This window comes from Mesorhizobium sp. A623, assembly GCF_054489405.1.
This window is the reverse complement of sequence record NZ_JBTMXB010000003.1, coordinates 160566-181715: the sequence shown is the minus strand read 5'-3', so window position 1 is coordinate 181715 and position 21150 is coordinate 160566. Positions and strand designations below refer to the sequence as shown.

General features: G+C 63.1%; 20 protein-coding genes and 1 riboswitch. Of the genes, 12 read left to right on the top strand and 8 right to left on the bottom strand.

The features are described from left to right. Positions 1–762, top strand: coding sequence for a cobalt-precorrin-6A reductase (locus ACX3P1_RS04815; protein ID WP_459078560.1), 762 nt, complete (start codon positions 1–3; stop codon positions 760–762). On the opposite strand, the gene ACX3P1_RS04810 is transcribed toward ACX3P1_RS04815, so the two are convergent. The 8 genes from ACX3P1_RS04810 to ACX3P1_RS04775 form a co-directional block, all read right to left on the bottom strand. Beyond that, the gene (locus ACX3P1_RS04810; RefSeq protein ID WP_459078414.1) at positions 726–1490 is read right to left on the bottom strand and encodes a precorrin-3B C(17)-methyltransferase; all 765 of its coding nucleotides are present in this window, start codon (positions 1488–1490) and stop codon (positions 726–728) included. The two genes, ACX3P1_RS04815 and ACX3P1_RS04810, sit on opposite strands and share 37 nt — an antisense overlap. Then, the gene (locus ACX3P1_RS04805) at positions 1487–2251 is read right to left on the bottom strand and encodes a precorrin-2 C(20)-methyltransferase (protein ID WP_459078413.1); all 765 of its coding nucleotides are present in this window, start codon (positions 2249–2251) and stop codon (positions 1487–1489) included. The genes ACX3P1_RS04810 and ACX3P1_RS04805 overlap by 4 nt, the downstream gene beginning before the upstream one ends. Continuing rightward, positions 2248–2880 (bottom strand): precorrin-8X methylmutase, encoded by a 633-nt coding sequence (locus tag ACX3P1_RS04800; protein ID WP_459078412.1) that lies wholly within the window; start codon positions 2878–2880, stop codon positions 2248–2250. The genes ACX3P1_RS04805 and ACX3P1_RS04800 overlap by 4 nt, the downstream gene beginning before the upstream one ends. Positions 2881–2882: 2 nt before the next feature. Continuing rightward, positions 2883–4184, bottom strand: coding sequence for a precorrin-3B synthase (cobG, locus tag ACX3P1_RS04795; protein WP_459078411.1), 1302 nt, complete (start codon positions 4182–4184; stop codon positions 2883–2885). Next, positions 4181–7528, bottom strand: a complete 3348-nt coding sequence (gene cobN, locus ACX3P1_RS04790) for a cobaltochelatase subunit CobN (RefSeq protein ID WP_459078410.1) — start codon at positions 7526–7528, stop codon at positions 4181–4183. Before cobN ends, cobG begins: the two co-directional genes overlap by 4 nt. Before the next feature lie 18 nt (positions 7529–7546). Further along, the gene (gene cobW, locus ACX3P1_RS04785; protein ID WP_459078409.1) at positions 7547–8578 is read right to left on the bottom strand and encodes a cobalamin biosynthesis protein CobW; all 1032 of its coding nucleotides are present in this window, start codon (positions 8576–8578) and stop codon (positions 7547–7549) included. A 2-nt stretch (positions 8579–8580) separates the two neighbouring features. Then, positions 8581–9006, bottom strand: coding sequence for a DUF1636 family protein (locus ACX3P1_RS04780; protein WP_459078408.1), 426 nt, complete (start codon positions 9004–9006; stop codon positions 8581–8583). Positions 9007–9030: 24 nt separating this feature from the next. Then, positions 9031–9232, bottom strand: a riboswitch (cobalamin riboswitch). A gap of 2 nt (positions 9233–9234) precedes the next feature. Further along, positions 9235–10461 (bottom strand): winged helix-turn-helix domain-containing protein, encoded by a 1227-nt coding sequence (locus ACX3P1_RS04775; protein WP_459078407.1) that lies wholly within the window; start codon positions 10459–10461, stop codon positions 9235–9237. A 320-nt stretch (positions 10462–10781) separates the two neighbouring features. Here ACX3P1_RS04775 and ACX3P1_RS04770 point away from each other — a divergent pair, with 320 nt between their 5' ends. The 11 genes from ACX3P1_RS04770 (at position 10782) to ACX3P1_RS04720 (ending at position 21149) form a co-directional block, all read left to right on the top strand. Further along, positions 10782–11147 (top strand): NADH-quinone oxidoreductase subunit A, encoded by a 366-nt coding sequence (locus tag ACX3P1_RS04770; RefSeq protein WP_459078406.1) that lies wholly within the window; start codon positions 10782–10784, stop codon positions 11145–11147. Next, positions 11138–11719: a NuoB/complex I 20 kDa subunit family protein gene (locus ACX3P1_RS04765; RefSeq protein WP_459078405.1), complete on the top strand. Its 582-nt coding sequence runs from the start codon at positions 11138–11140 to the stop codon at positions 11717–11719. The genes ACX3P1_RS04770 and ACX3P1_RS04765 overlap by 10 nt, the downstream gene beginning before the upstream one ends. Before the next feature lie 4 nt (positions 11720–11723). After that, positions 11724–12329 carry an NADH-quinone oxidoreductase subunit C gene (locus ACX3P1_RS04760; protein WP_459078404.1) on the top strand — a complete coding sequence of 202 codons (606 nt, stop codon included), beginning with the start codon at positions 11724–11726 and terminating at the stop codon, positions 12327–12329. A gap of 8 nt (positions 12330–12337) precedes the next feature. Beyond that, entirely contained in the window at positions 12338–13528 is a 1191-nt protein-coding gene (locus ACX3P1_RS04755) for an NADH-quinone oxidoreductase subunit D (protein WP_459078403.1), read from the top strand. Next, positions 13528–14772, top strand: a complete 1245-nt coding sequence (locus ACX3P1_RS04750; protein WP_459078402.1) for an NADH-quinone oxidoreductase subunit E — start codon at positions 13528–13530, stop codon at positions 14770–14772. The genes ACX3P1_RS04755 and ACX3P1_RS04750 overlap by 1 nt, the downstream gene beginning before the upstream one ends. A 10-nt stretch (positions 14773–14782) precedes the next feature. Then, positions 14783–16087: an NADH-quinone oxidoreductase subunit NuoF gene (gene nuoF, locus ACX3P1_RS04745; protein ID WP_459078401.1), complete on the top strand. Its 1305-nt coding sequence runs from the start codon at positions 14783–14785 to the stop codon at positions 16085–16087. A 2-nt stretch (positions 16088–16089) separates the two neighbouring features. Then, positions 16090–16605 carry an NADH-ubiquinone dehydrogenase gene (locus ACX3P1_RS04740; protein ID WP_459078400.1) on the top strand — a complete coding sequence of 172 codons (516 nt, stop codon included), beginning with the start codon at positions 16090–16092 and terminating at the stop codon, positions 16603–16605. A gap of 73 nt (positions 16606–16678) precedes the next feature. Further along, positions 16679–18760: an NADH-quinone oxidoreductase subunit NuoG gene (gene nuoG / locus ACX3P1_RS04735; protein ID WP_459078399.1), complete on the top strand. Its 2082-nt coding sequence runs from the start codon at positions 16679–16681 to the stop codon at positions 18758–18760. Between the two features lie 2 nt (positions 18761–18762). Continuing rightward, positions 18763–19806, top strand: coding sequence for an NADH-quinone oxidoreductase subunit NuoH (gene nuoH / locus ACX3P1_RS04730; protein WP_459078398.1), 1044 nt, complete (start codon positions 18763–18765; stop codon positions 19804–19806). Beyond that, positions 19806–20297, top strand: a complete 492-nt coding sequence (gene nuoI, locus ACX3P1_RS04725; RefSeq protein WP_459078397.1) for an NADH-quinone oxidoreductase subunit NuoI — start codon at positions 19806–19808, stop codon at positions 20295–20297. The genes nuoH and nuoI overlap by 1 nt, the downstream gene beginning before the upstream one ends. 231 nt (positions 20298–20528) lie before the next feature. Beyond that, positions 20529–21149 (top strand): NADH-quinone oxidoreductase subunit J, encoded by a 621-nt coding sequence (locus ACX3P1_RS04720; RefSeq protein WP_459078396.1) that lies wholly within the window; start codon positions 20529–20531, stop codon positions 21147–21149. The last annotated feature ends 1 nt before the right edge of the window (position 21150 follow it).

Sequence of the window (21150 nt, the reverse complement as noted above, 5' to 3'; positions counted from 1 at the left end):
ATGACCCACCGCATTCTGATCCTCGGCGGAACCACGGAAGCAAGGCAACTGGCCGCCAAGCTTGCTGCCAGCTACTCCGTGACGCTGTCCTTGGCCGGCCGCACTGAAAATCCCGTCGCGCAGGGCGCGCCGACGCGCGTCGGCGGTTTTGGCGGGGTAGACGGGCTGGTCGCCTATCTGGCCGGAGAAAAAATCGACCTGCTGGTCGATGCCACGCATCCTTACGCGGCGTGCATTTCGGCCAATGCCGCTGACGCCGCGCACAAGGCCGGCGTGCCGATCCTGGCACTGCGCCGTCCCGGTTGGGAACAGGGCGCGGGCGACCGCTGGATTCTTGCGGACGACGTTGCCGGCGCAGTCGCTGCGTTGGGCACGGAGCCCAAAAGAGTTTTTCTCGCGCTTGGCCGGCAGGAAGTTGCGGCTTTCGAGGCCGCACCCCAGCACCATTATCTTGTGCGCAGCGTCGATCCGGTAACGCCGCCGCTGGCTGTTCCCAGTGCTGCCTATGTTCTGGCGCGCGGGCCGTTTCCTGAAGCGGAGGAACGCGCGCTGCTGGTCGATCACCGGATCGATGTCATGGTTTCCAAGAATAGCGGCGGGCTCGCCACCTATGGCAAGATCGCGGCCGCGCGGGCGCTGGGCATCGAGGTGATCATGGTTCGACGGCCGACCCTGCCGGTGGTCCCTTCGGCTGAAACCGTCGAGGCGCTGATCGGAATGATCGATCATTGCCTCGCCCCGGTGGCCGAGCGCGGTGTGTAGACCAAAGCCGGCTTGTCGCCGCGCTTGATGATGCGGGTTTCCGGCGAGCCGATGATGATGCAGGTCGCCATGTCGGCTTTGGCAGCGTCGGCATCCGCCAGCAGAAAGGTCTCGATGCGCTCGTCGGGGCGGCCGGCGGCGCGGCCGAAGATGACGGGCGTGGTTCCGGGCAGGATCGCGGTCAGGCATTCGAAGGCTCGGCCAAGCTGCCAAGGGCGCGCCTTGCTGATCGGGTTATAGAGCGCGATGACGAAGCCCGCGCCCGCCGCCGCCAGCAGGCGCAGTTCGATCAAGTCCCACGGCTTCAGATTATCGGACAGCGAAATCGCGCAGAAATCATGGCCGAGCGGCGCGCCGATGCGCGCAGCGACGGCCAGCATGGCAGTGATGCCCGGGATGAAGGAAAGCTCGATGGCGCGCCATTCGGCCGGGCCGGCCTCGATCGCCTCGCATATCGCCGCCGACATGGCGAACACGCCGGGATCGCCGCCGGAAACGACGGCGACGCGGTGGCCCTGCGATGCCTTGACCAGCGCGTCCTTGGCGCGGGCCAGTTCCTCCCGGTTGTCGGAAGCGACACGGGTCTGGTCGGCGCGCAGGTCTAGCCGGTCGACATAGGGCGTGTAGCCATAGAAGAACTCGGCCTCAGCGACAGCCTGCGTGGCCTCGGGCGTGATCTGGCTGGCGTTGCCCGGTCCAAGGCCGATGACGGTGAGACGCCCGCTCATAGCACCATCCCAGAAGCGAGTTCGCCCGGACGATTCACCCAGCCGGCCACCAATATGATGGTGAAATAGGGGGCCTTGTCGTCGGTCTTGTCGGTCATCTTCATGGAAGCGCCGTTGGCCATGGTGCCGCGCTCGACATAGACGGCCTTTTCCAGCTTGCCGGATGCTCGCAGCGCGCGCCTGATTTTCGGCAGATTACGGCCGACCTTCATGATGACGGCGGCGTCGGTGTCGGACAGGCGGCGAGTCAGTTCGGCTTCGCTCATCGTGCCGGGCAGCACCGTCAGCACGTCGTCGCCTTGCACGATGGGCTGGCTGGTCGCCGACCAGCAGCCGGACATGGCGGTCACGCCGGGGATGACCTCGGTCGGGAAACGGTGTGCCAGCCGCACATGCAGGTGCATGTAGGAGCCATAGAAAAGCGGGTCGCCCTCGGACAGCACGGCAACGGTGCGGCCGGCATCGAGATGGGCCGCGACGGCGGCGGCCGACTGCTCGTAGAAGGCCAGGATCTGCGCCTTGTAGTCGTCGTGATCCTTGTCGATCTCGGTGGTGACCGGATAGTAGAGCGGCAGTTCGACAATTCCGGGCTTCATATGGCCATGGACGATGGCGCGGGCATTGCCATTGGCGTTGCGCTTGGCGAAGTGGGCTACGACATCGGCCTCGGCCAGCGCGCGCACCGCCTTCAGCGTCAGCAGTTCGGGATCGCCGGGGCCGGTGCCGACGCCGATCAGGCGGCCTTGTGCTGATGTGGTCATAGGCCGGGCCTCGCCAGTGCGTTGAGGGCGGCGGCGGTCATGGCGCTGCCGCCAAGCCGGCCGCGAACGATGGCGTAGGGAACGCCATAGGAATTTTCGGCCAACGCATCCTTGGATTCGGCGGCACCGACGAAGCCGACCGGCATGCCGATGATGGCGGCGGGTTTCGGCGCGCCGTCGCGCCGTTTCTCCAGCAGGTAAAACAGCGCGGTCGGCGCGTTGCCGATGGCGACGACCGCCCCCTCCATGCGCTCGCCCCACAGGTCGATTGCGGCGGCGGAGCGGGTATTGCCGATTTCCTTGGCCAGTTGCGCCGTGCTCGGGTGGCGTAGAGTGCAGATCACCTCGTTTCCAGCGGGCAGGCGGGCAGCGGTGACGCCGCGCGCGACCATCTCGGCATCGCAAAAGATCGGCGCGCCGGCCAGCAAGGCGGCACGGGCAGCGGCGACGAAATTTTCCGAGAATACGAAGTGTTGAGCCGCCTCGACCAGGCCGCAGGCGTGGATCATGCGGACGGCAACATCGGCCTCGGCTTCCGAAAAGCGCGAAAGATCGGCCTCGGAACGGATGATGGCGAAGGAGCGCTCATAGATCGCCGTGCCGTCGTGGATATAGTCGTAGGCGGCCATTTTCAATCCTGTCGGTATGCTTGAGCGATGCCCGAAATGCCGAGCCGTGCAAGGCCGGCGGCTACGGATTCGCCCGGTTGGTGAGCAGCGCGCATTACCATTGCAACGCGGCCGATGCCATGTGCCGCGTCATAGCGTGGCCTGTAACCGACAGGAAGGCTTTTTGCCGTTCCGTCCACGACAAGGCCGGCTCCCTTTTCATCGCCGACCAGGGTCAGGGTCGCAGGGGCAGGGTGCGCGCATCCCTTGGCGCAGCCGGAGATGTGCAGCGTAAAGGACGGGTCGAACAATTCGGCAAGTTTTCCCGCGATTTCATCGGCGATTTCGCGCGTGGCGATCAGGCCCGAGGCGCAGGCTGGCGCACCGGGGCATGCCGCGATTTTCGCGCGCGGGTCGGTGGAACTGGTGACGAAGCCGAGTTCGGCGGCGCGCGCTTGCAGCTTTTGGTAGGCATCTTTGGAAAGCTTTGGAAAAAGCAGCGCACGCTGCGGCGCAAGGCGGATTTCCGTTGCGCCGAGGGCGCTGGCCTCGCGGGCAAGCGCGATGATTTTTTTTGCGATCATCGATCCGAAGGGCAGGCCAATGCCGACGGCAAAAGCGTCATCGGCGAGAGGAAAGATGGCGACGGGTGAACGGTTTTCGCGAAGGACCGCTAGAGCGGCGGGCGTGATGTCCAGCAAATCCTTGGCGCGGCCTTCGAGGCCCAATGTGGCAATCGCTTGCAGGATGGAAAGGACGGCGCTCGGCGCTTCGGGGGTGTTCATCGAACGGATCAGCTTGGCAGTCATCGCGCTGCCGGCGATGGCGAGGCGCCACATGACCTCGCCGTCTTGGCGCTGCGCGGTCAGTCGTATATCGGCAAGGATGTCATCCATCGTCAACCGGCCGCCGCCGTCGATCACGACGGAGACTTTCGGCCCTAGACGCGAGGAGAGGCCGGTATCCGCAATCGTTTTGCGGATCGCTTGCGCCAGGGGGCGCGGGTCGGCGATCTCGTCCGGATCAAGCCCGGCCAGCGGGCCGGTTTCCACCGGTACGCCGGTGCGGACCGGGATACCGAGCGCGTCCACTTCCAACTCCAATTGCTGGGCGCTTTCCTCCGTCAGGCCGCGTATCTGAAGGCTGCCGCGCGCGGTGATTTCCATGATGCCGTTGCCGTGGCGCTGTGCCGCTTCACACAGGTCGATCAATTCATTCGGGGCGAGCCCGTCGGTTGCGGGATTGAGGCGAACCAGCAAACCGTCGCCAGTCTTCATTGGTGCGGACAGGGCCGGGCATGCGCCGCGCCGGGTGAAGGCGTTCATTCCACCGCCTCCACTTCGTTGGGCGTTGTCGCTTCGGCAATGAGGGCGGCGAGGTCGTCGTCGATGGAATTGCGCAGCGGGTGCCACAGGCCGCGCCGCCGGGCCGACAGGAAACGCTCGGCAATGAATTTCGCGGTCGCCGGGTTTTCGCGCAGGATGAAGGCCCGCACCTCCCGGTCGCCGACATAGGCGTCATGCAAGGCCTCGATGAGTTCGCCTTGAATGGCGTTCGTCGTCTCGGCAAAGCCGACGAGGCGGTCGACCGTTTCGGCGAATTCGGAAGCGCCGCGCGGACCGTGCCGCATCTGACCGTCGATGAAGCGCTTGTTGACGGCGCGTGCTCGCACGACACGCGAAACGGCTTGAGAAATCGAGCGGGGGCGGGGGCGTTGCGGGTCGGTGGTGTCTAGCACGATGACGTCGGCATTTTTGCCAAGTGCTGCCAGCGCCGCCGAAAAGCCGCCGATGAAGGCGACGTCGGCGGAACCTTCCAGAATGTCGCGGCCGGGGTCGTCGCCGGTGTGGACGAGGAGGTCGGCCTCGGCGATGCGTTCAGCGAACGCGCCCGGCATGGAAATACCTTCGCCGTTTGCGCCGCCATAGGCGTGCGACGCGGCTGCGAGATAGGCCTGGCCGATTTCTTCGCGGGTGCTCCAGTCGCCGCTGGACAGAAGGTCTTCGACGCCCGCGCCATAGGTGCCGGGCGACGAACCGAAAATGCGCGGGCTGATTCTTCCGGCGGCGCGGGTTTCGGCGGCGAGCGGGTTTTCCGAATCGTCCTCGTCGCGGGTGGCGACGGCATTAGCGGCAGCGTCGATCAGCGCGATCTGCATCGGGAACATGTCGCGGAACAGGCCGGAAATTCGCCAGGTAACGTCGATGCGCGGACGTCCAAGCAAAGCGGGCGGCAACACCTCGATGCCGGTGACGCGGCCGGTGGCGGCATCCCATTGCGGGCGGCATCCCATCAGCGCCAGGCCTTGCGCGATTTCCTCGCCGCCGGTGCGCAGCGACGCCGAGCCCCACAGGTCGATGACCAGCGAGCGCGGGTAATCGCCATGCGCCTGCATGTAGCTGAGCACGATTTCGTCGCTCTCCGCCTTGCCGATGTCGAACGCCGTGGGCGTCGGCATGGTGCGCGGGTCGGCGGTGAACAGATTGCGCCCGGTCGGCAGCACGTCGGTACGGCCACGCGCCGGCGCACCCGCCGGGCCGGCGGCGATGTGCTTGCCGTCGAGCGTGGCGATCAGCGCGTCTTTCTCGGAGGCAGTGCTCTGGCGGCGCAAGGGATCGGCCTCGTCTTCGGGCGAGCGGCCGTAAATATGCAACCCGTCTTTGATGGCGAAATCCTTCAGGTCGCACAGCCAGGCATCGATGCGGCGCAGGGCTTCGTCGGGCGCATCGGTTTTCGCGACGCCCGCTTCCTTGGCGAGGTTGGTTTGCGCGGCGGTTTCGACGATCAGCTTGGCCAGCAGGTCGCGGCGGCGGCGGTCGAGGCCGTCGGCTTGCGCATACTCGTCCACCAAGCGCTCGAGCTTCTGCTGGTTTTCGTCCAGTCCGGCTTCCATCAGCGGCGGCGGCAGGTGCCCGAGCGTCACGGCCGAGATGCGGCGCTTGGCCTGTGCTGCCTCGCCCGGATTGGAAACGATGAAGGGATAGACGACGGGGAGCGAGCCGGTGACGATCTCGGGAAAGCAATTTTCGCTCATGGCGACCGTCTTGCCGGGTAGCCATTCCAGCGTGCCATGCGCACCGACATGGACGATGGCATGGACGCCAAGCACCCTTCGCAGCCACAGGCCGAAGGCGAGCAGTTCATGGCGCGGCGGCAGCGTCGGGTCGTGATAGTCGGCGCGGCGGTCGGCGGAGCGTCCACGATCGGGAGCCAGTGTTACGGTGACATTGCCGAAGGTGGCGGCGCGGAAGGGTATTTGGGGGTGGGTCGTGTTCAGTTTTCCCCAAGCTGCCTCGACGGCCTCGCATGCGGCGGCGGGCAGTTCTTCGGACAAGGCAAAATAGTCGGAGGTGCTCAAACCGTGGCTGTCGCGCACCAGCAGTTCCAGCAGCGCGCGAGGCGATTGCGGAATCGCTTCAACGGCATAGCCGTGGTCTTTCATGTCGTGCAGCATGGCTAGAACGCTGGAAGGCACATCGAGGCCGACCGCGTAGCCGGTGCGGCCGGGCGCGCTTGGATAGTCGGGGATGAGGATCGCAAGTTTGCGTTCAACTCGCGGTGTGCGTTGCAGGCGGATGAAGGTTTTTATGCGCTCCGCAACCTGCGTGACGCGATCCGGTTCGGGACGATTGGCGAGCGCGCGCAGCCCGAGCGCCGGATCGGTGTCCATCTCGCCCTTGAACGAGATCGCGCCGGCCAGGATACGGCCGTCAAGTTCGGGCAGGACCACGTGCATGGCGAGATCGGCGGGGGCGAGGCCGCGCTGGTTTTCTTGCCAGATATCGCGGCGCGTCGTTGCCACGATTACCTGGAATACCGGCACGCCGGCGCGGTCGAACAGCGTCTGGCTGCCCGGTTCAGCACCCGAGGCGAAGGCCGTGGCGGCGACGATGGCAGAGGGGTTCAGCGTGGTAAGAGCGGTTTCGACGACGGCAAGCGAGGCCGGGTCCTTCAGGCTGGAGACGAAGATGGGAACAGGCGTCATGCCGCGCTGCCGGAGCGCTTCGGTCAAGGAATCGATGGGGGCGATATCGGCCGCTTGCAGCATGGAGCGATAGAAGAGAATGGGAACGACGGCGGCCGTTTTGTTCTCGATGCAAGGCGCTTCGACGACGCCTCTGCCCGGCTCGTAATAGCCTGCCTTAGGCACGGTGACCGGGTCGGCGGCGGAAATGTCTGTTCCGGCCAGTTGCGCTAGGCGATGCACCAGGGCTGCCATGTTGGCGGAGCCGCCTTCGCGAAAATAGTCGAGCAGCGCGTCGAGCTCGGTGCGGGGCAGGGTGGAGGCCTCGATCAGCCGCAAGTCCTCGTCGCGGCATTCGCCGGGCAGCAGCGCCAGTTTAATGCCGCGAGCGCGCGCGATGGAGGCAAGCTGGTCGCAGCCGTAGCGCCACCAGTCATAGCCGCCAAGAATACGGACAAGGATGACTTTTGCATGCTGCGCAACGCTGTCGATCCACAAATCGACGGACATGGGATGGCGCAAATCGCGCAAGGGCGCGAGCCGCATCGACGGCAAGCGCTGCGCGTCGGCCTGCCATGCAGCCGCCAGACCGGCCAGATCACTATCGGTGAAGGACAGCGCCACCACATCCGCCGGCGTCTGCCGCAGATCGACAGGCTCGGCGAGATCGTCGAGCGAGGCGGAAGTGGTGGTCAGGATGTGCATCGTGAGCCAGTGTTGCGGTCAGCCGATCAATATTTTCTCAATGGCCGGACGATTGAGCCCCTTCAGGCCGATGACTACCAGGCGCGAGCGGCGGTCGTCTTCGGCCGTCCAGGCGCGGTCGTAATAGTGGGTGACGCGGGGGCCGACCGCTTGCAGCAAAAGCCGCATCGGCTTGGCCGACACTTCAACGAAGCCCTTCACACGCAGCACGTTTTCCTGTTCGGCGGTGGCGGCGACGCGCTTGGCGAGGTCGTCGGGGTTCGCGATCGAGGGGATGTCGATGATGATCGAATCGAAATCGTCGTGCTCATGGCCGCCCATGCCGTCGTGATGGCTCCAGCGGTTTTCGATGTCGTCTTCGACGGCGAGGCCGAGGCCGAGCAGCACCGACGGATCGACCTTGCCTTGCGAGACCGGCAGGGTTTTGACGGCGCGGGCACGGCTCTTGGCGATGATGTCGTTGGCGCGCGCCATGGCGGCATCGTCCATGAGATCGCTCTTGGACAGGATGATGAGATCGGCGCAGGCGACCTGATCCTCGAACACTTCCTCGACCGGATCGTCATGGTCGAGCGTCGGGTCGGCGGCGCGCTGGGCGGCCAGCGCATCCATGTCGGAAGCGACCTGACCGGCGGCAAGGGCCGCTCCGTCGACCACGGCGATGACGCCATCGACCGTGACGCGGCTTTTGACCGCCGGCCACTGGAACGCCTGGACCAGCGGTTTGGGCAGGGCAAGGCCGGACGTTTCGATCAGGATGTGATCGACAGGAGGTTGGAGTGACAGGATACGGTCGAGCGCGGGCACGAAGTCGTCGGCGACGGTGCAGCAGATGCAGCCATTCGCGAGTTCGACGATGTTTTCTTCCGGACAGGTGTCGATGCCGCAGCCTTTAAGAATTTCGCCGTCGACGCCGATGTCTCCAAATTCGTTGACGATGAGGGCCAGCCGCTTGCCGCTGGAGTTCTCCAGCAAATGGCGAACCAGCGTGGTTTTTCCCGAACCGAGAAAGCCGGTGATGACGGTGCAGGGAACACGGGATGCGGTCATGGTCAGTCCTTCAGCGTGGCAAGGGGAGGGATGCGCGCGACAAGGCCGCGCTTCAGCGAATCGGGGCGGCCGCGCCAGGGGATGAGACCGTCGCTGGACGTGGCGAAGAGTTTTGCGCCGGCGACGAGATCGGGGCCGCTGGTTACGGTCAGGTCGCCGAAAACATAGCTCCAGCAGCCGTCGCGCAGGATGGCTGCGCTGAGGCGGCGCTTGCAGTTGCCAAGGCATTCGACGGTGCGGATATGGATGTTTTCGTCGATAGCGGCGCGGCGTGTATTTTCCGCCAACGTCTCGCCTGCGCTGGGACGGGCATCCGAGCCGGTTTCGTCGCGGCACGATGAACAGACGATGATCGTCGCCTCGATACCGGATAGAATATCGGCGGACTCAGCCGGAAAATTGCCGTTCTGGTTCAAGACCTGCTCCATGCCCGGAAACCCGCCAGGCTATCGGATTATTTCTCGCAGACGGCAGGTCTCCTGGCTCGCGGGTCATCGCCTTGGCCGCCTTCCCAGGAAAATCCCAGTGGCATTCGGCCTTGGCTCGTCGCTTACAGTTGCGGGGACAGCCGCGGATTTGCGACTTTCGTCGCGCACCGCATTCCCTCTTCGCTCCTCCCTGTGAAAAGAGGAGACCGTCTGGAGCGGATTTAGGCGTTAGTGAGAGGCCGTGTCAACGTGTCGATGCGACAGCGCGATGTCGGCCAGCGCCGGTCCGAGATCGCCGGCCGGCGTGATTTCGATATGTTCAAGGCCGAGCCAGCCCTGCATCTGCTTCAGTTCCTCGAAAAGATGGGCGGCGGCGTCTGTGGGTGCGGTCGCTTCGGCGTAGGCGGCGTGGACGCGCAGCACGCTTGCCGGGCGGTCGGCCTTGAGGTCGACGCGGGCAGCGATTTTATCGCCGAGCAGGAAAGGCAGCACATAGTAGCCATATTGGCGCTTTTCGGCCGGCGTGTAGATTTCGATCCGGTAGCGGAAGTCGAACAGGCTTTCGGCGCGCGAGCGCTCGAACACCAGCGGATCGAAAGGCGCGAGCATGGCGCGCGCCTCGACTCGGCGCGGCATGCGGGCGTCCTTGTGCAGAAAAGCCGGCTTGTTCCAGCCTTCGACGCGGACGGGCAGAATTTCGCCTTCATCGACCAGTTCTTCCAGCCTGCCCTTCATGTCGGCGGGAGAAAGGCGAAAATAATCGCGTAAACAGTTGGCGGTGGCGATGCCGTGCGCGCGGGCCGATATGCGCAGCAGTTCGCGGTGGGCGTCGGCGGGCGAAGGCGTGGGCAGATCCAGAACCGCCTGCGGCAGCACGCGTTCGGGCAGGTCGTAAAATCGCTTGAAGCCGCGCCGATAGGCGGTGGTGATGCGGCCGGCCCAGAACAGCCATTCGAAGGCGTGCTTAGCCTCGCTCCAACCCCACCAGCCGCCGGAACCTTTCTGGCCGTCAAGCTCGGATGCGGCAATCGGCCCGCGCGCCACGATTTCGCGAAAAATGTCTTCTATATAGGCGGCGCGTTCGCGGCCGAATTTGGCGAGGCCGCCATACATGCCGTCGCCGCGCTCCGCCCGCGCCATGCGCCAGCGCATCAATGGCCAGGTTTCGACCGGAAGGTAGGAAGCTTCGTGCGCCCAATACTCGAAGACTGCACGTTTTCGTGAAATGGCAGCATTGTCGAGCAGCGAAAGCGGGTAGGGGCCGAGCCTGGAATAAAGCGGCATGTAGTGCGCGCGGATCACGGCGCTGACGGAATCGATCTGCAACAGGCCGGTCCGCGACAAAACGCGCGAAAAATGCCGGCGGTCCGGCGTGCCGGCTGGCCGCGTGTCACAGAAGCCTTGTGCAGCAAGCGCTATGCGGCGCGCGAGCCGGAGCGATATGTTTTCCTTCATGCCGGTTCCGGGCAATCCTTGAGCTTGGGGGCGGTGATTCCACGCATGGTAACAGGCATCCGGTACAGGAATGTCAGGAGATAAAAGTGGAGTAAGAAAAGAAGGAAATCAAACGCGCGCCAATCGGGCCAGTTTACCCACCGACGCCATTCCGATACCGTATTTTGAACAAGGTTTGACTTGCTTCGCCCTGAGTGCTGCGCTAACCCTCGCCGCGTTGCAGCATAGGCTCTAAACCGGTTCAGCACGCGCGTCGCGTTTCCGTGTTCGAGAATGGTGCTATAGATCAAGGCGGATTGGCCGCATCGGGAAGTTGGAGCATGAACGCCCTTATCAGTTCATACCTGCCCATCGTCATTTTCATCGGCGTGGCGCTGGTTGTCGGTCTGGCCTTGCTGGCCGTACCGTTCATGGTGGCCTTCCGCAGCCCCGATCCGGAAAAGCTTTCGGCCTATGAATGCGGCTTCAATTCGTTCGACGATGCCCGCATGAAGTTCGACGTCCGCTTTTACCTGGTGTCGATCCTGTTCATCATCTTCGATCTTGAGGTGGCCTTCCTGTTTCCGTGGGCGGTCTCCTTTAGCGAGATTGGCATGCTCGGCTTCTGGTCGATGATGGTGTTTTTGGGCGTGCTGACCATCGGCTTCGCCTATGAGTGGAAAAAGGGAGCGCTGGAATGGGATTGAACGACAGTTCCGGCACGCTGGTCGCGCCGCGTCCCAAGGGTATTCTCGATCCGAACACCGGCAAGCCGGTCGGCGCGGACGATCCGTTTTTCCTGGGCATCAACGACGAGCTTTCCGACAAGGGATTTCTGGTCACCTCGACCGAGGCGTTGATTACGTGGGCGCGTACTGGCTCGCTGATGTACATGACCTTCGGCCTGGCCTGCTGCGCTGTGGAAATGATCCACTCCGCCATGCCGCGCTATGACAGCGAGCGTTTCGGCATTGCGCCGCGCGCTTCTCCGCGCCAGTCGGACGTGATGATTGTGGCGGGCACACTGACCAACAAGATGGCGCCGGCGCTGCGCAAGGTCTACGACCAGATGCCGGAGCCGCGCTACGTCATCTCCATGGGTTCCTGCGCCAATGGCGGCGGCTATTACCATTATTCCTATTCGGTGGTGCGCGGATGCGACCGCATCGTGCCTGTGGATATTTATGTGCCCGGCTGTCCGCCCAGCGCGGAAGCGTTGATGTACGGCCTTCTTCTGTTGCAGAAGAAAATCCGCCGCACCGGCACGATCGAGCGGTGAGCGCATGAGCGACCTACTTCACGACCTCGCGGATCATATCGCGGCAACCGTCGGTGCGGACGTCCTCGAAAGCGTCGTCGCCTATGGCGACCTGACGCTGACGGTGAAGGCCGCCGACATCGTCCATGTGGCGACTTTCCTGCGGGACGATCCGAAATGCCGGTTCATCTCCATCATCGATGTTTGCGGGGCGGATTACCCGTCGCGCCCTGACCGTTTCGAGGTGGTTTATCACTTCCTGTCGCCGCATTTGAACCATCGTATTCGCATCAAGGTTTTGGCGAATGAGGATACGCTGGTGCCGTCGATTACCGGCGTCTTTGTTGGCGCCGACTGGTTCGAGCGCGAGACTTACGATCTTTACGGCATCCTGTTTTCCGGTCACCCGGACTTGCGGCGCATCCTCACCGATTACGGTTTCGAAGGGCATCCGCTGCGCAAGGATTTTCCGCTGACCGGCTTTGTCGAGGTGCGCTATGACGACGAGGCCAAGCGCGTCATCTACGAGCCGGTGGAATTGAAGCAGGAATTCCGCAATTTTGATTTTCTCTCGCCGTGGGAAGGCACCGACTACGTGCTGCCGGGCGATGAAAAAGCCAAGGCGAACTGAGGCAAACTATGGCCGAAACGTCGGTACGTAATTTCAACATCAATTTCGGTCCGCAGCATCCGGCGGCACATGGCGTCTTGCGCCTTGTGCTGGAACTGGACGGCGAGGTCGTGGACCGTGTCGATCCGCATATCGGACTGCTGCATCGCGGCACCGAAAAGCTGATGGAGCACAAGACCTATCTCCAGGCTGTGCCCTATCTCGACCGGCTCGATTATTGCGCGCCGATGAACCAGGAGCATGCGTTCGCGCTCGCCGTCGAGCGCCTGCTCGGCATCGAGGTGCCGAAGCGCGGGCAACTGATCCGGGTTCTCTTTTCCGAGATCGGCCGCATCATGTCGCACCTGCTCAACGTGACGACGCAGGCCATGGACGTCGGTGCGCTGACGCCGCCGCTGTGGGGCTTCGTCGAGCGCGAAAAGCTGATGGTTTTCTACGAGCGCGCTTCCGGCTCGCGCATGCATGCCGCGTATTTCCGGCCAGGCGGCGTGCATCAGGACCTGCCTGAACAACTGATCGAGGACATCGGCCGCTGGATCGATCCGTTCCTGAAGTCGGTCGACGATCTTGACGTGCTTTTGACGCCGAACCGTATCTTCAAGCAGCGCAATGCCGACATCGGTGTCGTTTCGCTGGAAGATGCCTGGGCCTGGGGCTTTTCCGGCGTCATGGTGCGCGGCTCGGGCGCCGCATGGGATTTACGCAAGTCGCAGCCCTACGAATGCTATGACGAGATGGAATTCGACATCCCCGTCGGCAAGAACGGCGACTGTTTCGACCGTTACCTGATCCGCATGGAAGAAATGCGCCAGTCGGCGCGGATCATGCGCCAGTGCGTGGACCGGCTGCTTGGCAAGGACGGCACCGGGCCGGTATCCAATCTCGACGGCAAGGTGGTGCCGCCGAAGCGGGCCGCGATGAAGCGCTCGATGGAAGCGCTCATCCATCACTTCAAGCTTTACACCGAGGGCTACAAGGTGCCGGCGGGCGAGGTCTATGCGGCCGTCGAGGCGCCGAAGGGCGAGTTTGGCGTCTATCTTGTCTCGGACGGCACCAACAAGCCTTATCGCTGCAAGCTGCGCGCGCCGGGGTTTGCCCATTTGCAGGCCATGGATTTCCTCTGCCGCGGCCACATGCTGGCGGACGTCACCGCGATCCTCGGCTCCCTCGATATCGTGTTTGGTGAGGTCGATCGCTAATGAGTGTGCGCCGTCTAGCAGAAGCCAGCGTCCAGCCAGCAAGCTTCGCCTTCGACCAGGCGAATACGGCGGCCGTGAAGCAGTGGATCAAGAAGTATCCGAAGGGCCGCGAGCAGTCTGCGATCATTCCGCTTTTGATGATCGCGCAGGAGCAGGAAGGCTGGGTCACGAAGGCGGCCATCGAGTCGGTCTGTACCATGCTGGACATGCCCTTTATCCGCGGGCTGGAAGTCGCGACCTTCTACACGCAGTTCCAGCTGAATCCTGTCGGCACCCGCGCCCATGTGCAGGTCTGCGGCACCACGCCCTGCATGCTGCGCGGCTCAGGCGATCTGATGGATGTGTGTCGCTCCAAAATCCACCATGACCAGTTCCACACCAACGATGGCGGCACGCTGTCGTGGGAAGAGGTCGAATGCCCCGGCGCTTGCGTCAACGCGCCGATGGTGATGATTTTCAAGGATGCCTATGAGGATTTGACGCCGGAGCGGCTGGCCGAAATCATCGATGCGTTTGAAGCGGGCAAGGGCGACACGGTGAAGCCCGGTCCGCAGAACGGCCGCATGAATTCGGAGCCGTTTGGCGGACTCACCTCGTTGACCGACGAGAAGGCCATTCTGAAGTCGACGCGCGACCGGGAAGCAAAGGCTGCTTCCAAGGCCGCGAAAATTCCACCTTCCGATGCCGCCAAGCCCGCGACCGACAAGGCGGAGACCAATCCCGCATTGAAAACGCCGGCCAAGCCCGCACCCGCCGCTGAGACGAAGTCGCCTTCGCCGACTTTCAGCGCCAAGCAGGCCAACAAGGCCGAGCCGGCTGTCGAGGCCGTCGAAGGCAAGCAGCGTACCGGGCTGAAGGTGACTGCGGCGCCGAAGGGCGCGTATCAATCGCCACAGTTGCTCAAGGGCGAGCCGGTCGGAGCCGGCGGCAAAAAGGTCGCCGCAGCGGCTAAGCCTTCGTTGGAACACAAGGATCGCCCTGCCGCCATCGCCAAGCCTGCCGCGGTGGACGATCTCAAGCTGATTTCAGGTATCGGGCCGAAGAACGAGGGCATCTTGCATTCGCTTGGTATCTTCACTTTCGCGCAGGTCGCTTCTTGGAAGAAGGCCGAACGCGACTGGGTCGACGGCTATCTCAATTTCCATGGCCGGGTCGAGCGCGAGGATTGGGTGAAGCAGGCCAAGGCGCTCGCCAAGGGCGGCGTCGCCGAATACATCCGCGTCTTCGGCAAGAAGCCGGTCTGAGGGACGAAAAATGCTTCAGGACAAAGACCGCATCTTCACCAATATCTACGGCCGGTTCGACAAGTCGCTGGCCGGCGCGATGGCGCGTGGCGCATGGGACAATACCCCCGGCATCATCGCCAAGGGCCGCGAGTGGATCGTCAACGAGATGAAGGCGTCCGGCCTGCGCGGGCGCGGCGGGGCGGGCTTTCCGACCGGTCTCAAATGGTCGTTCATGCCCAAGCAGAGCGACGGCCGCCCGAGCTACCTTGTCGTCAATGCCGACGAATCCGAACCCGGCACCTGCAAGGACCGCGATATATTGCGCCACGATCCGCACACGCTGGTCGAAGGCTGCCTGCTCGCCGGTTTCGCGATGGGCGCGGTTGCCGCCTACATTTATGTGCGCGGCGAGTTCATCCGCGAGCGCGAGGCGTTGCAGCGCGCCATCGACGAGGCCTATGCGGCCAAGCTGATCGGCAAGGGCAACACATCCGGCTACGACTTCGATATCTACATGCACCACGGCGCCGGTGCTTATATTTGCGGCGAAGAGACGGCGCTGCTGGAAAGCCTTGAGGGCAAAAAAGGCCAGCCGCGGCTGAAGCCGCCATTCCCGGCCAATGTCGGTCTCTATGGTTGCCCGACGACGGTCAACAATGTCGAATCCATTGCCGTTGCTCCGACCATCCTGCGGCGTGGCGCGGCCTGGTTCTCTTCGTTCGGCCGCCCCAACAATGCCGGCACCAAGCTTTTCTGCATCTCCGGCCACGTCAACAATCCGTGCACGGTCGAAGAAGCGATGTCGATCCCGTTCCGCGAACTGATCGAGACGCATTGCGGCGGCATTCGCGGCGGCTGGGACAATCTGCTGGCGGTTATCCCGGGCGGAGCCTCGGTGCCGCTGGTGCCGGCCGAGCAGATCATCGATACGCCGATGGATTTCGACGCCCTGCGCGATCTCAAGTCGGGTCTCGGCACGGCTGCCGTCATCGTCATGGACAAGTCGACCGACATCGTGAAGGCGATCGCGCGGCTATCCTATTTCTACAAGCACGAAAGCTGCGGCCAGTGCACGCCGTGCCGCGAAGGCACCGGCTGGATGTGGCGGGTGATGGAACGGCTGGTGGTCGGTCAGGCGCAAAAGCGCGAGATCGACATGCTGCTCGACGTCACCAAGCAGGTGGAAGGCCATACGATCTGCGCGCTTGGCGATGCGGCGGCGTGGCCGATCCAGGGCCTGATGCGGCATTTCCGTGGCGAAGTGGAACGGCGCATCGACGAATTTTCGCGCAATGCGCACCAGGCCGAGCCGGTGCTGGTGGCGGCGGAGTGACGATGACGAAGGACACGAAAGACATTTTGCCGAAGGAGGTCGCTAACGCTGTCGACCTGCTCGCGAATCCTGTTGCGGGTGCTGTGGCGATGTCGGCGTTCGGCATCGGGCTTGCCAGCCATGCCTTCGGCGTCTGGGTGGGTGCTATGACGGGCGCGGCAGGCGTGTCCAAGCAGTTTTTCGACCCGGAAGTTGCTGGGCAGCCAACTGAGGTGGCGAAGCCGTCGAAAGTCGTGGCCAAGTCCAAGCGCGTCAAAGCGGACGTTCTGGCCGAGGATGTTCGTCAGTCGATACCGGCCGACAAACTGGGTGCAGCCGATGATTTGAAGGCGATTTCGGGTGTCGGGCCGAAGCTGGAGCAGGTTCTGAACGGGCTCGGCATCCGGTCTTACGGGCAGATTGCCGCGTGGACACCCGACGAGATCGAGGCGACGGAAGAGACACTTGGCTTCAACGGTCGAATCGTTCGTGACGATTGGATCGGTCAGGCTGCGGCGTTGGCTGGAACGAAACATTGAATTGCTGCCGCTGGCCGCTTCGGTGGCTGCGGAGAAGAAGAATTGCGGAATGTCCGCAGAGGTTTGAGGCGACATGACTAAGCTCAAGGTCGACGGGAAAGAGATCGAGGTACCCGACCACTACACGCTGTTGCAGGCGGCGGAAGAGGCGGGTGCGGAAGTGCCGCGCTTCTGCTTCCACGAGCGGTTGTCGATTGCCGGCAACTGCCGCATGTGCCTGGTCGAAGTGAAGGGCGGGCCGCCCAAGCCGCAGGCTTCCTGCGCCATGGGCGTGCGCGATCTGCGCCCTGGCCCGAATGGCGAGCCGCCGGAAGTCTTTACCAATACGCCGATGGTCAAGAAGGCCCGCGAAGGCGTGATGGAATTCCTGCTGATCAACCATCCGCTCGATTGCCCGATCTGCGACCAGGGCGGCGAGTGCGACCTGCAGGACCAGGCGATGGCGTTCGGTACCGACGGCTCGCGCTACAAGGAAAACAAACGCGCGGTCGAGGACAAATATATCGGCCCGCTGGTCAAGACGATCATGACGCGCTGCATCCACTGCACGCGCTGCGTCCGCTTCACCACGGAAGTGGCCGGCATTTCCGAGCTTGGCCTGATCGGCCGTGGCGAGGATGCCGAGATCACCACCTATCTCGAAAGCGCGATGACTTCCGAGTTGCAGGGCAACGTCATCGACCTGTGCCCGGTCGGCGCGCTGACCTCGAAACCCTATGCGTTCCAGGCTCGTCCGTGGGAATTGACCAAGACCGAATCCATCGACGTGATGGATGCGGTGGGTTCGGCTATTCGTGTCGATTCTCGTGGCCGCGAAGTGATGCGCATCCTTCCGCGCATCAACGAGCAGGTGAACGAGGAATGGATTTCCGACAAGACCCGCTTCATCTGGGACGGCCTTCGCACGCAGCGCCTTGACCGGCCCTATGTGCGCAAGGACGGCAAACTGGTGCCGGCTAGCTGGGCCGAAGCCTTTGCCGCGATCAAGGACGCCGTCTCAAAAACTTCGCCAGACAAGATCGGTGCGATTGCCGGCGATCTGGCCGCCGTCGAGGAAATGTATGCGCTGAAGCAGTTGATGGCGTCGCTGGGATCGGCGAACCTTGATTGCCGGCAGGACGGTGCGGCGCTCGATCCAGCGCTTGGCCGGGCAAGCTACATCTTCAACTCGACCATCGAGGGCATCGAGCAAGCTGATGCCGTGCTGATCATCGGCGCTAATCCTCGTTTCGAGGCTTCCGTGCTCAACACGCGAATTCGCAAGCGCTTCCGCGCCGGCCCGCTGCCGGTCGGTGTCATCGGCGATATCGGCGACACGCGCTATGACTACGAACAACTGGGCGCCGGCCCCGAATCGCTGAAGGATCTGGCCGATGGAAACGGCAAGTTCTTCCAGACGCTCAAGAAGGCCAGCCATCCGCTGATTATCGTTGGACAAGGCGCGTTGGCGCGTGCCGACGGTGCGGCGGTGCTGGGCCAGGCGGCCAGGCTTGCGGCTGCCGTCAAGGCAAACCGTGCGGACTGGAATGGCTTTGCCGTGCTGCATACGGCTGCGGCGCGCGTCGGCGGTCTCGATCTGGGCTTTGTCCCGGGCGAGGGCGGCAAGGACGTTGCCGCCATGCTCGGCGGCACCGAAGTCCTGTTTCTGCTTGGTGCTGACGAACTCGACATGGCCCGGACCGGCGGCGCATTCGTCGTCTATATCGGCACGCATGGCGATGCCGGCGCGCATCGCGCCAACGTCATCCTACCGGGCGCGGCCTATACGGAAAAGTCGGGCACCTATGTCAACACGGAAGGCCGCGTGCAGCAGGCAAGCCGCGCCGGTTTCGCACCCGGCGACGCGCGCGAGGACTGGGCGATTTTGCGGGCGCTGTCGGATGTGCTCGGCCATAAACTGCCGTTTGATTCGCTGCCGCAGCTTCGCGCCAAGCTTTATGCGGAATATCCGCATTTCGCCCGCATCGACCAGATCGCCGCAGGAGACGAGGCCGATATCGCCAACGTGGCGAAGCTGGGCGGGACGCTGGGCAAAGGTGCTTTCACCTCGCCGATCAGGGATTTTTACCTCACCAACCCGATTGCGCGCGCTTCGGCGGTAATGGCGGAGTGCTCCGCTCTGGCCCATAACGGCTTCAAGCAGGCGGCGGAATAAGCATGGACACCTTCTTCTCCTTCTACGTACTGCCGGCGCTGATCATCCTGTTGAAGTCGGTCGTGCTGATCGTCGTGCTTTTGATCTTCGTGGCCTATATTCTCTACGCCGACCGCAAGATCTGGGCGGCGGTGCAGTTGCGTCGTGGTCCCAACGTCGTCGGCCCCTGGGGCACGCTGCAGGCTTTCGCTGACCTTTTGAAGTTCGTTTTCAAGGAACCGATCATTCCCTCCGGTGCCAACAAGGGCGTGTTCCTGCTGGCCCCGCTGGTATCGGCGGTGCTGGCGATCTCGGCATGGGCCGTCATTCCGGTCGATGCCGGCTGGGCCATTGCCAACATCAATGTCGGCATCCTGTTCGTGCTCGCCATCTCCTCGCTCGAAGTCTATGGCGTAATCATGGGCGGCTGGGCGTCCAACTCGAAATATCCGTTCCTCGGCGCGCTGCGCTCGGCGGCGCAGATGGTGTCCTATGAAGTCTCGATCGGCTTCGTCATCGTCACCGTGCTGCTCTGCGTGGGGTCGCTCAACCTGTCGGATATCGTGTTGTCGCAGCAGGATGGGCTCGGAACGCGCCTTGGCCTGCCCAATACGCTGCTCGACTGGCATTGGCTGTCGCTGTTTCCGATGTTCATCATCTTCATGATCTCGGCGATGGCCGAGACGAACAGGCCGCCCTTCGACCTCGTGGAGGCGGAATCGGAACTGGTGGCAGGTCACATGGTCGAGTATTCCTCGACGCCGTTCCTGCTGTTCTTCCTCGGTGAATATGTCGCCATCGTGCTGATGTGCGCGCTGACCACCATCCTGTTCCTCGGCGGATGGCTGCCGCCCTTCGACTTCGCGCCGTTCACCTGGGTTCCGGGCGTGATCTGGTTCGTGCTGAAGGTGTGCTTCGTCTTCTTCATCTTCTCGATGGCCAAGGCGGTGCTGCCGCGCTACCGCTACGATCAGTTGATGCGGCTCGGCTGGAAGGTGTTCCTGCCGATCTCGCTGTTCATGGTCGTGGCAACGGCCGCGTTTCTCAAATTGACGGGATTTGCCTGATGTCCGGGTTCAGCCAGGCGGCGGTATCGCTGCTTCTCAAGGATATTGTCGCCGGCTACGTACTCGGCTTGCGCCAGTTCTTTGCGCCCAAGGAAACGATCAACTATCCGCACGAGAAGGGGCCGATCAGCCCGCGTTTTCGTGGCGAACACGCCTTGCGCCGCTATCCGAACGGTGAAGAACGCTGCATCGCCTGCAAGCTGTGCGAGGCAATCTGCCCGGCGCAGGCGATCACCATCGAGGCCGGACCGCGCCGCAACGACGGCACGCGCCGCACCGTGCGCTACGACATCGACATGGTGAAGTGCATTTATTGTGGCTTCTGCCAGGAAGCCTGCCCGGTGGACGCGATCGTCGAGGGGCCGAACTTCGAATTCGCGACGGAAACGCGCGAGGAACTTTATTACGACAAGGACAAGCTTCTGGCGAACGGTGACCGCTGGGAGCGCGAACTGGCGCGCAATATGGAGTTGGACGCTCCGTATCGCTGACAAATCGGACGAACAGGGGACATGGCTGGAAGATGAAGCCGAAGAGTTTGCGAACCTTTCGGACACGCCCATCCCCTGAATTTTGAGTTGTGCATGTTTCTTTCGGCTCAGGTCTTTGAACCGGATCGGAACATGCGCTAGGAACACGCGGCTTCGCTACCGGAGGCGGTACGAGGCATTGTAGACGGGCAGGGCGCTGGCGCTTTGCCGGACAGGAACCCGGGGGAACCCATGCTGAACGGACTAGAGGCGGCCTTCTTCTACCTCTTCGCCTTTGTCGCGGTGGCGTCGGCCTTTATGGTCATCGCCTCGCGCAATCCCGTGCATTCCGTGCTGTTCCTCATCCTCACCTTCTTCAACGCGGCCGGGCTGTTCATGCTGGCGGGCGCTGAATTCCTGGCGATGATCCTGCTCATCGTCTATGTCGGCGCGGTCATGGTGCTGTTTTTGTTCGTCATCATGATGCTGGATGTGGACTTTGCCGAGTTCAAGAGCGGAGCGCTGCAATATGCGCCCATTGGCGCGCTGGTCGGCCTCATCCTGGCCGTGGAATTGATCGTGGTGACCGGCGGCTATGTGTTTTCGCCGAAGATCGACGCCGTCGCCTCCCACCCCATTCCAGACCTCGCGGTGCGCTCGAATACGGCGGCGCTCGGCGACATCATCTACACGGACTATCTCGTTTTCTTCCAGATCGCGGGCATGGTTCTGCTCGTCGCCATGATCGGCGCCATTGTGCTCACGCTGCGTCACAAGCCGAACGTCAAGCGCCAGCATATTCCGACGCAGAACGCCCGCACGCCGGAAACGGCAATCGAAATCAAGAAGGTTGTGACGGGGAAGGGTATCTGAC